At 61.2% G+C, this 13,990-nt stretch carries 14 protein-coding genes; 13 read left to right on the top strand and 1 reads right to left on the bottom strand.

The window, feature by feature from the left end; translation table 11 throughout:
* The 13 genes from P7F28_RS05720 to P7F28_RS05660 form a co-directional block, all read left to right on the top strand.
* Window positions 1–949: EAL domain-containing protein (locus tag P7F28_RS05720; RefSeq protein WP_277183511.1), on the top strand; the 949-nt coding region annotated here is incomplete at its 5' end.
* Between the two features lie 49 nt (window positions 950–998).
* Window positions 999–1,406, top strand: coding sequence for a hypothetical protein (locus P7F28_RS05715; RefSeq protein WP_306805783.1), 408 nt, complete (start codon window positions 999–1,001; stop codon window positions 1,404–1,406).
* Window positions 1,407–1,558: 152 nt separating this feature from the next.
* Window positions 1,559–2,248, top strand: a complete 690-nt coding sequence (locus tag P7F28_RS05710; RefSeq protein WP_277183510.1) for a histidine ABC transporter permease HisQ — start codon at window positions 1,559–1,561, stop codon at window positions 2,246–2,248.
* A gap of 28 nt (window positions 2,249–2,276) precedes the next feature.
* Complete coding sequence (locus P7F28_RS05705) at window positions 2,277–2,999, top strand: ABC transporter permease (protein ID WP_277183509.1); 723 nt, start codon at window positions 2,277–2,279, stop codon at window positions 2,997–2,999.
* A gap of 43 nt (window positions 3,000–3,042) precedes the next feature.
* Window positions 3,043–3,834 (top strand): ABC transporter ATP-binding protein, encoded by a 792-nt coding sequence (locus tag P7F28_RS05700; RefSeq protein WP_277183508.1) that lies wholly within the window; start codon window positions 3,043–3,045, stop codon window positions 3,832–3,834.
* Window positions 3,835–3,886: 52 nt separating this feature from the next.
* Window positions 3,887–4,849, top strand: coding sequence for a GlxA family transcriptional regulator (locus P7F28_RS05695; protein WP_277183521.1), 963 nt, complete (start codon window positions 3,887–3,889; stop codon window positions 4,847–4,849).
* A gap of 94 nt (window positions 4,850–4,943) precedes the next feature.
* Complete coding sequence (locus P7F28_RS05690) at window positions 4,944–6,173, top strand: aspartate aminotransferase family protein (protein ID WP_277183507.1); 1,230 nt, start codon at window positions 4,944–4,946, stop codon at window positions 6,171–6,173.
* Entirely contained in the window at window positions 6,173–7,219 is a 1,047-nt protein-coding gene (aruF, locus tag P7F28_RS05685; protein WP_277183506.1) for an arginine/ornithine succinyltransferase subunit alpha, read from the top strand. Before P7F28_RS05690 ends, aruF begins: the two co-directional genes overlap by 1 nt.
* Window positions 7,216–8,241, top strand: a complete 1,026-nt coding sequence (gene astA / locus P7F28_RS05680) for an arginine N-succinyltransferase (RefSeq protein WP_277183505.1) — start codon at window positions 7,216–7,218, stop codon at window positions 8,239–8,241. Before aruF ends, astA begins: the two co-directional genes overlap by 4 nt.
* A gap of 16 nt (window positions 8,242–8,257) precedes the next feature.
* Window positions 8,258–9,721, top strand: a complete 1,464-nt coding sequence (gene astD / locus P7F28_RS05675) for a succinylglutamate-semialdehyde dehydrogenase (protein ID WP_277183504.1) — start codon at window positions 8,258–8,260, stop codon at window positions 9,719–9,721.
* A 28-nt stretch (window positions 9,722–9,749) separates the two neighbouring features.
* Window positions 9,750–11,090, top strand: a complete 1,341-nt coding sequence (astB, locus tag P7F28_RS05670; RefSeq protein ID WP_277183503.1) for an N-succinylarginine dihydrolase — start codon at window positions 9,750–9,752, stop codon at window positions 11,088–11,090.
* Entirely contained in the window at window positions 11,074–12,087 is a 1,014-nt protein-coding gene (gene astE, locus P7F28_RS05665) for a succinylglutamate desuccinylase (protein WP_277183502.1), read from the top strand. The genes astB and astE overlap by 17 nt, the downstream gene beginning before the upstream one ends.
* Before the next feature lie 185 nt (window positions 12,088–12,272).
* Entirely contained in the window at window positions 12,273–13,055 is a 783-nt protein-coding gene (locus P7F28_RS05660; protein ID WP_277183501.1) for an ABC transporter substrate-binding protein, read from the top strand.
* A gap of 45 nt (window positions 13,056–13,100) precedes the next feature.
* On the opposite strand, the gene P7F28_RS05655 is transcribed toward P7F28_RS05660, so the two are convergent.
* Window positions 13,101–13,964: an HlyD family secretion protein gene (locus P7F28_RS05655; protein WP_277183500.1), complete on the bottom strand. Its 864-nt coding sequence runs from the start codon at window positions 13,962–13,964 to the stop codon at window positions 13,101–13,103.
* Window positions 13,965–13,990: the final 26 nt, after the last annotated feature.

The raw sequence follows: 13,990 nt of genomic DNA, 5'->3' as shown, positions 1-13,990 counted from the left end.
GCGCAGTATCGATTGTTCGAACTACGTCGTGCGCCGCTCCGTGTCGATGCCGCTGGCTGTGGTGGTCAGCGCGCCGCATCAGTCCACGATCGAGCGCGTCTCCACGCTGCCGTGGGCGTGGCTGCTCGGCGGCATGGCGGTCGGCTTGCTGTGCGCGGGCTGGGCCGCGTTGTTCATCGTGCGCCGTCTGTCGCCGCGTGGCCAGTTGAGCGATGCCGTGCGCCGCCATCAGTTCATCGTCGCGTATCAGCCGATCGTCGATCTCGCCACGCGCCGCTGCGTGGGCGCGGAAGCGCTGGTGCGCTGGCAGCATCACGACCGGATCGTGCGTCCGGATCACTTTATTCCGCTCGCGGAGCACGGCGGGCTGATTCAGGCGATCACCGATCAGGTGCTCGATACCGTGCTGCTCGAACTCGGCGAGTTTCTCAAGCGTTACGAGGATTACTACATATCGGTCAATCTATCGGCGCAGGATTTGACCACGCATCGTTTTCTCGATGTGCTGCGGCCTGCCATCGAACAACAAGGCGTGCGCGCGAAGCAAATCCGCATCGAAGCTACCGAGCGCAGTTTTCTCGATGCCGATGCCGCCAAGGAAGTGATCAGCGCGTTCCGCAGCGCCGGGCATGCCGTCTATCTCGATGACTTCGGCACCGGTTATTCGAGCCTTTCGCATCTGCAAAACTTCCGCATCGACGGCCTGAAGATCGACAAGTCGTTTATCGATACGATCGGGCAGGACGCGGCGTCGAGCAGCGTGGCCTCGCATATCATCGACATGGCGGCGACGCTCGATGTGCAGGTGATTGCCGAGGGTATCGAACGGGAAGAGCAGGCGGCGTATCTCAAAGCGCGTGGCGCGCGATTCGGGCAAGGCTGGCTGTTCTCGCCGCCGCTCACCGCCGCCGATTTCATCCGCTATGCGGGCAAGATGCGCGGCACTTGATCGCAGCGCAATCGGCCGCATCTATGCGCTTTGGAAAATCCGGAGCGACATGATGATGAACGGTCAGCAAGCCATCGAATTCCTTCGCGACGTGCGGCATCCTTTGCTCGCGCTTCATCGCAGCGTGCTCGCGCATCTGCATACGAAGCACGAGGCCGAGTTCGGGCCGACATCGCCCGGCGAGTTTCTGCAAATCGTGATCAATGGTTCGGACTATCGCTGGCTCACGCCTTTATCGACGCTGATCGCCGCGCTCGACGACGTGCTCGACGATAAAGAAGCCACGCCCGACGCCTATGTCACGCATGCAAAAGCGGTGGCCGCCATGTTCAGCGCCGAATCGCGCGATCCCGCTTTCGCCGATCGCTTCCTGCCGCTGTTGCAGGAAAGCCCGGATATCGCGGTGGCGAACGGGCAAGTGGCGCAGCGCGTGCGTTCTATCGAAAAAGCGACCTAAAAGCACACTTTCCGCGCGGCTTCGGTGCGACCGAACCGCGCGGCATCGCCGTTAACGCGATGCTGCAACGCAATAAATCTATTCCCCTGCATTTGAGCGAAGTTTTTTCGCTTGCGACGATCGCCGCCAATCGATTAATCACGGAGGCGCGCGTGTTCCTGCAAGGCTTCGGTCCGCTCATTTGGGCGGGCGCAAAACAAACGCTCGCGTTGGCGGTGTTGTCGCTGGCGGTGTCGGTGCTGCTGGGCCTGATCGGTGCATCGGCGAAACTGTCGGCCAATCGTGCGATGCGCGCGGTCGCGACCGCCTACACCACGCTGATCCGCTCCGTGCCCGATCTCGTGCTGATGCTGCTGTTGTTCTACAGCATCCAGATCGCCGTCAACAACATCACCGATGCGCTCGGCTGGGATCAGTTCGATATCGATCCCTTTACCGCCGGCATTCTCACGCTCGGCTTTATCTACGGCGCGTACTTCACCGAAACCTTTCGCGGCGCGTTTCTCGCGGTGCCGCGCGGCCAGTTGGAGGCGGGCAGCGCCTACGGCATGAGCGGCGCGCGCGTGTTCGCCCGCATCCTGTTCCCGCAGATGATGCGTTTCGCGTTGCCGGGCATCGGCAATAACTGGCAAGTGCTGGTGAAAGCGACGGCGCTGGTGTCGATCATCGGTCTCGCGGATGTCGTCAAAGCCGCGCAGGACGCGGGCAAGGCGAGCTTCAACATGTTCTTCTTCATCATGATCGCGGCGGCGATTTATCTGGCGATCACGACCGCATCGAACGTCGTGTTGATGGCGCTGGAAAAGCGCTATTCGCTCGGTGTGCGTCACGCCGAATTCTGACCGAATCCGACCAATACGGAGACACGCAATGTTCCAGGTCTTCGCCGAATTCTGGCGTCCTTTCCTTTATTCCGATGGCATGCGCGCATCGGGTTTAGTCGTCACGTTATGGCTGCTGGCGCTATCGATCGCGCTGGGATTTTGCGCGGCGGTGCCGTTGGCGTGTGCGCGTGTATCGAAGAAAAAATGGTTGTCTACGCCGGTGCGCCTCTACACGTATGTATTTCGCGGCACGCCGCTCTACGTGCAATTGCTGTTGCTCTACACCGGCATGTACAGCCTTGAATTCGTGCGCACGCAATCGCTGCTCGAAGCGTTTTTCAAAAGCGGTTTCAATTGCGCGATCCTCGCCTTCGCGCTCAACACCTGTGCGTACACCACCGAAATCTTCGCCGGCGCAATCCGCGCGATTCCGCACGGCGAAGTGGAAGCCGCGCGCGTCTACGGCATGAGCACGTTCACGATGTATCGGCGGATCGTGCTGCCGTCCGCGTTGCGCCGCGCCTTGCCTTTGTACAGCAACGAAGTGATCCTGATGCTGCACGCCACGACCGTCGCGTTCACCGCCACCGTGCCGGACATTCTCAAGGTCGCGCGCGATGCGAATTCGGCCACGTATCAATCGTTCGATTCGTTCGGCATCGCGGCGCTGCTGTATCTGGCGATCTCGTTCGCGCTGGTTGCGTTGTTCAGGAAAGCGGAGCGAAAGTGGCTGGCTTATCTGCGTCCGGTGCAGGCATCCGCGCGCTAACGAGCGAGTAAAATCCATCAGGTTCATCATCAGGAGAAACGCGTTGGAGCCTACCGCCAAAGACGTCGCGACCAAGCTCGTCGCGCAGGACATTCACAAGCGCTACGGCGACAACGAAGTGCTCAAGGGCGTGTCGCTGTCCGCGAATGCGGGCGATGTGATCAGCATCATCGGTGCGAGCGGCTCGGGCAAGAGCACGTTCCTGCGCTGCATCAATTTTCTGGAGCGGCCGAACGCCGGGCAGATCATCGTCGATGGCGAAGCGGTGCGCACGAAAACCGACAAGGCCGGCAATCAGGAAGTCGCGGATCACAAGCAGTTGCAGCGCGTGCGCACCAAGCTCGCGATGGTGTTTCAGCATTTCAACTTGTGGTCGCATATGACCGCGATCGAAAACGTGATGGAAGCGCCGATTCACGTGCTCGGCATCTCGAAGAAAGAAGCTGAAGAACGCGCGCGCGAGTATCTGGAGAAAGTGGGTTTGCCGCCGCGTGTGGAGAAGCAGTATCCGTCGCATCTGTCGGGCGGCATGCAGCAGCGCGTGGCGATTGCGCGCGCACTCGCCATGCATCCCGATGTCATGCTTTTCGATGAACCCACGTCCGCGCTCGATCCCGAACTCGTCGGCGAAGTGCTGAAGGTGATGCAGCGTCTGGCTGAGGAAGGCCGCACCATGATCGTCGTCACGCACGAAATGGGCTTCGCGCGCAATGTGTCGAATCACGTGATGTTTCTGCATCAGGGGCGCACGGAAGAAGAGGGCGCGCCGTCGGACGTGCTGAGCGCGCCCAAGAGCGATCGACTGCGACAGTTTCTGTCGGGCAGCCTGAAATAAGGTGACGGGCTTGCCGATTCAGGTTGCGATTGTTGCCTTGCCGCCGGTGTCGATGAGCGGCATCGCGCCGATTATCGATTGTCTCGCGCTGGCCAATGAAATCGACGGGCATCGTTTGTACGAGTGGCGCATCTGTTCGTGGGATGGCCGCGCGGTGCCGCTGTCGAACGGTGCGCAGCTTCCCGCCGATTGCGCTTTCAACGACGCCGTGCAGTGCGACTGGCTGATCGTTATTTCGGAGCGCTATCAACAGTTCGCGGATTATCGATTGTTTCTGGCGAGTCTCGCGCGCGTCGCGCCGCGTACGCCGCTGGTCTCGGGCATTCATCACGGCGTGTGGTGGCTGGCGATGGCGGGACAGCTTTCGCAGTATCGCGTGGCGGTGAACTGGGAGACGTATCAGCAGTTCACGGAGCAGTTCGAGCGCGCCATCGTCACGCAGCAGATTTTCGAGATCGATCGCGATCGCGCGACGTGTTCGGGCGGGCAGGCCGGCATCGACTTTATGCTGGCGATGATCGCGCGCGAGCATGGGCAGGACCTTGCCGAACGGATTGCCGATAACCTCGGCATCGGCGTATTGCGCGCGGGTACGGAGCGTCAGCGCATTCCCTTCGTTACCGCGCCGGGCGAGCGCCATCCGCGTCTGAACGATGCGCTTCAGTTGATGGAAGCGAATATCGAAGACCCGCTCGCCACCGATGAAATCGCCACACTGATCGGCATTTCGCGCCGTCAGCTCGAACGATTGTTTCGCCAATATCTCGGCGCGATGCCATCGAAGTATTACTTAGGTCTCAGACTTACCAAAGCACGCACGCAATTGCAGCGCACCAGTAAATCCGTGGTGCAGATCAGTCTCGCGTGCGGGTTTTCATCGGCGGCGCATTTTTCGAATGCGTATCGCGACCGGTTCGGCGTGACGCCGCGCGAGGAACGCCGCAACTGGATCGAAAAGCAGCGTGGCGGCGTGGTCGATGAACCGCGCGGCAATGCGCTGATCGAACCGCGCTGAAAGGTGCTCGTTGCATGTCGCAACCGCGCAAGACGGAACGCGAGCCAGCGCCTAATATCGAACACAATGCACAGCCAGAACGAAGGAGTGGCTCATGACTGACATCAAGGTGAATCGCGGTACGTTCGACGAAGTGATGGTGCCGGTATTCGCGCCGGCCAATTTCGTGCCCGACCGCGGCCGCGGCTCGCGCGTGTGGGACACGGAAGGGCGCGATTATGTCGATTTCGCCGGCGGTATCGCGGTGACGGCGCTGGGTCATGCGCATCCGGAATTGCTCAAGGTGCTGCACGAACAAGGCGAAAAGCTCTGGCATATCGGCAATGGCTATACCAATGCACCGGTATTGCGCCTGGCGAAACGCCTGACCGATCTGACGTTCGCGGATCGCGCGTTCTTCGCCAATTCCGGCGCGGAAGCGAACGAAGCCGCGTTGAAGCTCGCGCGCCGCTATGCCATCGACAAACATGGCGATGACAAGATCGAGATTCTTTCCTTCACGCAGTCGTTCCACGGCCGCACGTTCTTCACGGTGAGCGTGGGCGGACAGCCGAAGTACGCGGAAGGTTTCGGGCCGCAGCCGCAGGGCATCCGCCATCTGCCGTACAACGATCTGCCGAAGGCGCTCGAAGCCATCGGTCCGAAAACGTGCGCGGTGATCGTCGAACCGGTACAGGGCGAAGGCGGCGTGATTCCCGCCGATCCCGCGTTCCTCCAAGGTCTGCGCGATGCCTGCAATCAACACGACGCGCTGCTGATTTTCGATGAAGTGCAAACCGGCGTCGGCCGCACGGGCACGTTCTACGCATACATGCAGTACGGCGTGACGCCGGATATCCTGACTAGCGCGAAAGCGCTCGGCAACGGCTTCCCGATCGGCGTGATGCTCACCACCGATGCAATCGCCGCGCACTTCAAGGTCGGCGTGCATGGCACGACTTACGGCGGCAATCCGCTGGGTGCATCGATTGCGGAGAAGGTGGTCGAACTGATCAGCGATCCTGCCGTGCTCGAAGGCGTGAATCAGCGCAGCCGCGCGATCAAGGCGCATCTCGCACGCATCAACGAACGCTTCGGACTGTTCAAGGACATTCGCGGACGTGGCCTGTTGATCGGCGCCGAACTGAACGATGCCTTCAAGGACCGCGCCAAAGACGTGCTCAACGCGGCGGCGGCGAACGGTGTCATCATGCTGATCGCGGGGCCGAACGTGCTGCGTTTCGCGCCCTCGCTCATCATGCCGATGGCCGATCTCGACGAAGGTTTCGCGCGTATTGAAAAGGCTGTCGAACAGGTCGTCGGCCTTATCGCACAGGACAAGTGATGCTCTTCGTTCGTCCCGCCCGACTCGCCGATCTCGACGCGCTGCAACGCATGGCGCGCGAAGCGCATCCCGTGCTGCATTCGCTGCCGCGCGATCGTGCCGCGCTCGAAACGCGCATCGCGCTGTCCGAGGATTCGTTCCGCGCCGAAGTGGATTTTCCCGGCGAGGAGTTCTATCTGTTCGTGCTCGAAGAGTCGGCGACGGGCGCCTTGCTCGGCACGTCGAGCATCGTCGCGTCGGCGGGATATTCGGAACCGTTCTATGCGTTTCGCAATGACGCGCTGATTCACGCCTCGCGCGAACTCAAGGTGAACCGCAAGATTCACGCGCTCACCATGTCGCATGAACTGACGGGCAAGAGTCGCCTGACTGGCTTTTATGTCGATCCGACCTTGCGCAATGCGCAGGGTTCGGCGGCGGCGCATCTGCTGTCGCGGGCGCGCATGTTGTACATCGCGGCGAATCGCAAGCGCTTTTCCGACGAGGTGTTTTCGCTGATGCTCGGGGTATCGGATGAAAACGGTGCGTCGCCGTTTTGGGAAGCGGTGGGGCGCAAGTTCTTCGGGCGCGATTTCGAACAGGTGGAAATGGAATCGGGCGGACGCAGCCGTACGTTTATCGCCGAAGTGATGCCGAGTTATCCGCTTTATGTGCCGCTGTTGCCCGGCGAAGCGCAGCGCGTGCTTGGCGAACCGAACGAAGGCACTTTGCTCGCGTACGACATTCAACTCGAAGAGGGTTTCGAGCCGGATCGTTATGTCGATATTTTCGATGCGGGTCCGGTGCTGACTATCGCCGTGGATAAGAGTGCGTCGGTGGCATCGAACGAAGTGCGGGCGGTGCAGGACGGCGCGGCGTCCGATGCGTCGCCGTATCTCGTCGCGGCGGGCGGGGCGCATGAGTTCCGCTGCATCGTGGCGAATCTGGGCGGAACGCGCGCCGAGGGCGCGTCGCTTAACGCCGCCGAACGCGATGCGCTCGGCGTGCAGGACAAGGACACGGTGCGCTGCGTGCCGCTGCATCAAGCCTCGGGAGAATTGCAATGATCGTCGTGCGTTGCACGCAGCCGGGCGATGTCGATGCGCTCGTCAAACTCGCACAGGAAACGGGGCCGGGCCTGACCACGTTCAAGCCGGATCGGGCCGCCTTGGCCGCGCGCGTCGAGCGCGTGCGCCGCACGCTGAAAGGCGATGCGCAAGCCTTCGAAGCGGGCTATTTCTTCGTCATGGAAGACACCGCGACCGGCGATGTCGCGGGCGTATGCGGTATCGAAACGGAAGTGGGACTGGAGCAGCCGTTCTACAACTATCGCGTCTCGACGGTCGTGCATGCGAGTCAGGATATGGGCGTGTGGACGCGCATGTCGCTGCTGAATATCGCGCACGATCTGACCGGTTACGCCGAAGTGTGTTCGCTGTTTCTGAGCCCGCGTTATCGCACGGCGGGCGTGGGCGGATTGCTGTCGCGTTCGCGCTTCATGTTCATGGCACAGTTTCGCGAGCGCTTTCCGGAACGTTTATGCGCCGAACTGCGCGGCCATTTCGATGACAACGGCGAGTCGCCGTTCTGGAACGCGGTCGGCTCGCACTTCTATCAGATCGATTTCAACGAAGCGGATTACCTCAGTTCGCACGGCAAAAAATCGTTCGTCGCGGAACTCATGCCGCGCTATCCGGTGTATCTCGATCTTTTACCCGATGCCGCGCAAAGCGCGGTCGGCGTGACGCACAAGGACACCGCGCCCGCGCGCAAGATGCTCGAAGCCGAAGGCCTGCGTTATGAGAATCACGTCGATATTTTCGATGCCGGTCCGGTGCTCGAATGCCATATCGCGGATTTGCGCACGGTGCGGGAAAGCGTGCTGGCGCGCGTGAAGATCGGCTCTCATGATTCGAGCGATGCGAAGAGCCTCGTTTCGAACACGAAGCTCGAAGATTTCCGATGTGGCGCGACAACGGGCGCAATCGAAGACGGCGCGTTCGTGCTGACCACGGAAGAAGCGGCGGGGCTGCGCGTGAGCGAAGGCGATGAAGTGCGCGTACTGACATCGTATCCGCGCGCGGATTGAAGGGAGACGAGACGACATGAATCAGCTTTATATCGGCGGTGAGTGGCAGGAAGGGCAAGGCGCGACGTTTGCATCGCGCAATCCGGGCGATGATGGAATCGTGTGGGAAGGCAAGAGCGCGTCGGCACAGGACGTGGATCGCGCGGTGACGGCGGCGCGGCATGCCTTCGTTTCGTGGTCCGCATCGAGTTTCGATGAGCGCGTCGCAGTTGCCAAACGCTTTGCCGTGCTGCTCAACGAGAACAAGGAATCGCTTGCGCACGCGATCGGCCGCGAGACCGGCAAGCCGCTGTGGGAAGCGCGCACGGAAGTGGCATCGATGGCCGCGAAGGTCGATATTTCCGTGCAGGCGTATCACGAACGCACCGGCGAAAAACGCGCACCAATGGCCGATGGCGTCGCGGTGCTGCGGCATCGTCCGCATGGCGTGGTAGCCGTGTTCGGGCCGTATAACTTTCCGGGGCATTTGCCGAACGGACATATCGTGCCCGCGCTGATCGCGGGGAATGCGGTGGTGTTCAAGCCGTCGGAACTCGCGCCGGGCGTGGCGGCGGCGACGGTCGCGTTGTGGATCGAAGCGGGTTTGCCTGCGGGCGTGCTCAATCTCGTGCAAGGCGAGAAGGACACGGGCGTGGCGCTCGCGAATCACAAGCAGATCGATGGGCTGTTTTTCACCGGCAGCTCGGATACGGGCACGCTGCTGCATCGGCAATTCGGTGGAAGGCCGGAGATTGTGCTGGCGCTGGAAATGGGCGGCAACAATCCGCTGGTCGTCGCTGACGTGGCTGATGTCGATGCCGCCGTGCATCACACGATCCAATCGGCGTTTCTGTCGGCGGGACAGCGCTGCACCTGCGCGCGCCGTCTTTTCGTTCCCGACGATGCCTTCGGCGCGCATTTCATGCAGCGCCTCGTGGAAGTGAGTTCGAACATCCGCGTCGGCGCATTCGATGAAGATCCGCAGCCGTTTATGGGCGCAGTGATTTCGGCGCGCGCGGCATCGCGTTTGATGAAGGCGCAGGCGCAGTTGATGGAAGCGGGCGCAGTTGCCGCGTTGCCGATGACGCAGCGCGCGCCGCATCTCGGCTACGTCACGCCCGCGATTCTCGACGTGACGAACGCGCGCGATGTGCCGGACGAAGAGCACTTCGGCCCGCTGGTTCAGGTCACGCGCTACAAGACCTTCGATGAAGCAATCGAACGCGCCAATGACACCGCTTACGGCCTGTCCGCCGGTCTGCTCGCCGACGACGAGGCGGTGTGGACGCATTTTCAGCGCACCATTCGCGCGGGCATCGTCAACTGGAACCGACCGACCAATGGCGCATCGTCGGCGGCGCCGTTCGGCGGTATCGGGCGTTCGGGCAATCAGCGGCCGAGCGCGTATTACGCGGCGGATTACTGCTCGTATCCGATGGCATCGGTGGAAAGCGCGCAATTGCAGATGCCCGCGAGCGTGTCGCCGGGCCTCGTGTTTTAAAGCATCGTTTTAAGCATCAGGAATCGATATGTCGGCATCCGAAGCGAATTTCGACGGGCTGGTTGGCCCGACGCACAACTACGCGGGCTTGTCGTTCGGCAACGTGGCCTCGCGCAGCAACGAAAAGTCGGTGGCCAATCCGAAGTCCGCCGCGAAGCAGGGCTTGCGCAAGATGAAGCGCTTGGCCGATCTCGGCTTTCGGCAAGGCGTGTTGCCGCCGCTGGAACGTCCGTCGATCCGTCTTTTGCGCGATGTCGGCTTCACTGGCGATGACGCCAGCGTGATCGCCCGCGCTGCGCGCGAAGCGCCCGAACTGCTCGCCGCCGCGAGTTCGGCATCGGCGATGTGGACCGCCAACGCCGCGACCGTCAGTCCCTCCGCCGATACCGCCGATGGCCGCGTCCACTTCACGCCCGCGAATCTCGCCGCGAAGCTGCATCGCGCGATCGAGCATGGTGAAACGCGCCGTTCGCTCGCCGCTATATTCGCCGATGAATCGCGCTTTCATATTCACCACGCGCTGCCCGGCACGCCCGCGCTCGGCGATGAAGGCGCCGCAAATCACACGCGATTTGCGCGGGAATATGGCGAAAAGGGCGTCGAGTTCTTCGTGTACGGACGAAGCGAATATGGGCGTGGCACGCAGCCGCAACGTTTCCCCGCGCGGCAGACGTTGGAAGCGAGCCGTGCGGTTGCGCGTCTGCATCAACTGAGCGACGACGTCACCGTGTTAGCCCAGCAATCGCCCGAAGTAATCGATGCAGGCGTGTTCCACAACGATGTGATCGCCGTCGGCAATCGCACGACGCTGTTCTGCCATCAACGCGCCTTCGTTGATCAGCACAAGGTCTACGACGAACTCACCGCGAAACTGGCGAAGCACGGCGCGACGTTCACCGCGCTCGAAGTGCCGGAAAGCGAAGTCAGCGTGGATGATGCGGTGTCGTCGTATTTGTTCAACAGTCAGTTGTTGTCGCGCGCGGACGGCACGCAAGTGCTGGTGGTGCCGCAGGAATGCCGCGAAAACGCGCGCGTCGCCGCTTATCTCGATGCGCTCGGCACGCGCAAGACGCCCATCGACGAAGTGCTGGTGTTCGATCTGCGCGAGAGCATGAAGAACGGCGGCGGCCCGGCGTGCCTGCGGCTGCGTGTCGTGCTGAACGAAGCGGAGCAGGCGGCAGTCAATCCGAACGTGTGGATGAACGACGCGCTGTTCAACAAGCTCGATACATGGATCGACACGCATTATCGCGATCAACTCGCATCCGCCGATCTCGCCGATCCGCAATTGCTGAACGAATCGCGCACGGCGCTGGATGAATTGACGAAGCTGTTAGGACTGGGCGCGATCTATGACTTCCAACGCTGATCTTCTTCTGGACGATTTTCTGGCGTTTTCGCTGAAGGGCGAGACGCCATCGATCACGCAAGGCACGACGCGCTCCGGCGTGCGATGGACGTGGCAATCGCACGGCATCGCGCTGTTCGAACCGGCGCACGCGCCGACGCATAGCGTGCTCGCATCGGCGGGCATTCATGGCGATGAAACCGCGCCGATCGAAATGCTCTCGCGCCTGGTCGCGGATATCGCCAATGGACGCGCGCCGCTTGCTGCGCGCATGCTCGTGATCCTCGGCAATATCGATGCAATGCGCGGCGGCACGCGCTATATCAACGACGATTTGAATCGCCTGTTCAGCGGCCGATACAAAAGCCTGCCGCAGAGTCACGAAGCACCGCGCGCCGCCGAACTCGAAGCACAGGCGCTTCAATTTTTCGATGGCGCGACGCACGCGAAGTGGCATATCGATATGCATACGGCGATCCGCGCCTCGGTGTTCGAGCAATTCGCGCTGCTGCCGCACACCGGCGCGCCGCTCGCCCGCGCGATGTTCGACTGGCTGCGCGATGCGCGGCTTCAGGCGGTCTTGCTGCATAAGGAAAAGAGCAACACCTTCGTGCACTTCACCGCGCAGCACGCCAACGCGCTCGCCTGCACGCTGGAACTCGGCAAAGTGAGGCCGTTCGGCGAGAACGATCTCGCGCGCTTCGCGGCATCGGATGCGGCTTTGCGGCGTTTGATTGCTGACGAAGCCTTGAAGGAGCAAGCGCCATTGCGCGTGTTCACCGTGGTCGCCCAAATCGACAAACAGAGCGAGCACTTCGTCCTTAACGTCGCCAGCGATGTGCCGAATTTCACCGCGTTTCCATCGGGCACCGAACTCGCGCACGATGGCGCGTATCGGTATCGCGTATCGCACGATGAGGAGCGCATCGTGTTTCCGAATCCGCGCGTGAAGCCGGGATTGCGTGCGGGTCTGATGGTTATCGATACGACCGACGCCACGTTCGCCTCGCTTGCCTGAGTTGTCTTGACGCGACATCCGCTTGCCAATTCCCTTTGCCTGACCGATGCAAGGAGCGCGCTACAATCGCGCCCTTGTCGTTGATGCATCGCATCAAAACGGACGCGCTCATTTGAGCGTGTTTTTTTGTGCCGCGATGCTTCCCATACGACAACACGAAATTACTCGGAAGGAGATTGAAGTCGATGAAACTGCATTGGGTATTTGCCGCGTTCGCCGCGTTTGCCTTGGTCGGCACCGCACATGCCGCTGACAGCACGAAAGAACTACGCTTTGGCGTGGAGGCGTCTTACGCGCCGTTTGAATCGAAGACGCCTGCGGGACAATTGACGGGCTTCGATATCAATATCGGCAATGCGGTGTGCGCGAAGCTGAAGATGAAATGCGTGTGGGTCGAAAATTCCTTCGACGGTCTGATTCCCGCACTCCAGGCGCGCAAGTTCGATGGCATCAATTCGGACATGACGATCACCGACAAGCGCAAACTCGCCATCGACTTCACCGATCCGATCTACACGATTCCCAACCAGTTGATCGCGAAGAAGGGCAGCACGGTTCTGCCGACGGTCGAAGGGCTGAAGGGCAAGCACGTCGGCGTGCTGCAAGGCTCGATTCAGGAGACGTACGCGAAGGCGAAATGGGCGACGGCGGGCATCGATGTGCAGTCGTATCAGGCGCAGGATCAGGTTTATGCGGACCTCGCATCGGGTCGGCTCGATGCGGCGTTTCAGGATGCCGAAGCGGCATCGAAGGGATTTTTGAAGCAGCCGCAGGGCGCGGGGTTTGCGTTCGCGGGACCGGCTGTATCGGATGATAAGTTGCTGGGCTCGGGCGTTGGCTTTGGCGTGCGCAAGAATGATAAGGCGCTGAAGGATGCGCTCAATCAGGCGCTTAAAGAGCTGAAGGCCGATGGGTCCATCGATAAGATGGCGGCTAAGTATTTTGATGTGAAGGTGGTGTTGAAGTAAGTGTCAAAACCCCGTCTTGGCTTTTTGCCAGACGGGGTTTTTGTTTTACATCGACGGCGCAATCACCACCGTCGCCGTCGTTCCCGCCGACAGCAACATCCCGTCCGGCACCTCATCGATCTTCAATCGCACCGGCACGCGCTGCGCCAGTCGCACCCAGCTGAACGTCGGGTTCACATCGGCGAGAAGCTCACGGCTCTGCGGATTGTCGCGATCGTAAATGCCGCGCGAAATGCTTTCGACGTGTCCCTTCAACTCGCCGCCGCTCATCAGCCGAATCTGCGCGCGGTCCCCGATGCGCACATGCGGCAGTTTCGTCTCTTCGAAATAGCCGTAGACCCAGAACGAATGGCTATCGACGATAGCGAGTTTCGCCGTGCCAGCCGTCGCATAGTCACCGCGAAACACGCTCAGATTCGTGACGTAGCCATCGACCGGTGAATACACTTTCGTGCGTTCGAGATTGAGCTTCGCGGCATCCAAAGCGGCCTGCGCCTGTTGCAACTGCGCGGCTGCGGTGGACGCCGTTTGCATCGCGTTATCGCGCTGTTCCTTCGATACCACCTGGCTGTCCATATCCGCCCGGCGAGCGGCATCGGCGCGGCGCATTTTCAGTTCAGCCGCGCGCGCCGCGACATTCGCCTCGGCTTGTTCCACGGCAATCTGATAATGCGACGGATCGATTTCCATCAGCAGATCGCCTTTCTTGACCATCTGATTGTCGTGCACCGGCATCTGCACCACCGCGCCCGATACGTCCGGCGCGACATTGACCACATCGGCGCGCACGCGGCCATCGCGCGTCCAGGGGTCGTCCATGTAATGCACCCAGAGCAGGCGGCCGACGATCAGCGCCGCCGCGAAAATGGCTATCGTCAACACGAAGCCGATGAGTTTGCGAAGCATCATGATTTGCTTTCCTGAATATTCGTATT

Origin of the sequence: Caballeronia sp. BR00000012568055 (assembly GCF_029439455.1) — a bacterium.
In the GTDB taxonomy this organism is placed as follows: Bacteria; Pseudomonadota; Gammaproteobacteria; order Burkholderiales; family Burkholderiaceae; genus Caballeronia.
This window is presented reverse-complemented; position numbering and strand designations above follow the sequence as displayed.

Bases quoted from the DNA above. Each gene is read 5' to 3' on its own strand.
- P7F28_RS05715 (WP_306805783.1), top strand. From the start codon at position 999: ATGATGATGAACGGTCAGCAAGCCATCGAATTCCTTCGCGACGTGCGG.
- P7F28_RS05705 (WP_277183509.1), top strand. From the start codon at position 2,277: ATGTTCCAGGTCTTCGCCGAATTCTGGCGTCCTTTCCTTTATTCCGAT.
- P7F28_RS05695 (WP_277183521.1), top strand. From the start codon at position 3,887: ATGAGCGGCATCGCGCCGATTATCGATTGTCTCGCGCTGGCCAATGAA.
- P7F28_RS05690 (WP_277183507.1), top strand. From the start codon at position 4,944: ATGACTGACATCAAGGTGAATCGCGGTACGTTCGACGAAGTGATGGTG.
- aruF (WP_277183506.1), top strand. From the start codon at position 6,173: ATGCTCTTCGTTCGTCCCGCCCGACTCGCCGATCTCGACGCGCTGCAA.
- astA (WP_277183505.1), top strand. From the start codon at position 7,216: ATGATCGTCGTGCGTTGCACGCAGCCGGGCGATGTCGATGCGCTCGTC.
- astD (WP_277183504.1), top strand. From the start codon at position 8,258: ATGAATCAGCTTTATATCGGCGGTGAGTGGCAGGAAGGGCAAGGCGCG.
- astB (WP_277183503.1), top strand. From the start codon at position 9,750: ATGTCGGCATCCGAAGCGAATTTCGACGGGCTGGTTGGCCCGACGCAC.
- astE (WP_277183502.1), top strand. From the start codon at position 11,074: ATGACTTCCAACGCTGATCTTCTTCTGGACGATTTTCTGGCGTTTTCG.
- P7F28_RS05660 (WP_277183501.1), top strand. From the start codon at position 12,273: ATGAAACTGCATTGGGTATTTGCCGCGTTCGCCGCGTTTGCCTTGGTC.
- P7F28_RS05655 (WP_277183500.1), bottom strand. From the start codon at position 13,964: ATGATGCTTCGCAAACTCATCGGCTTCGTGTTGACGATAGCCATTTTC.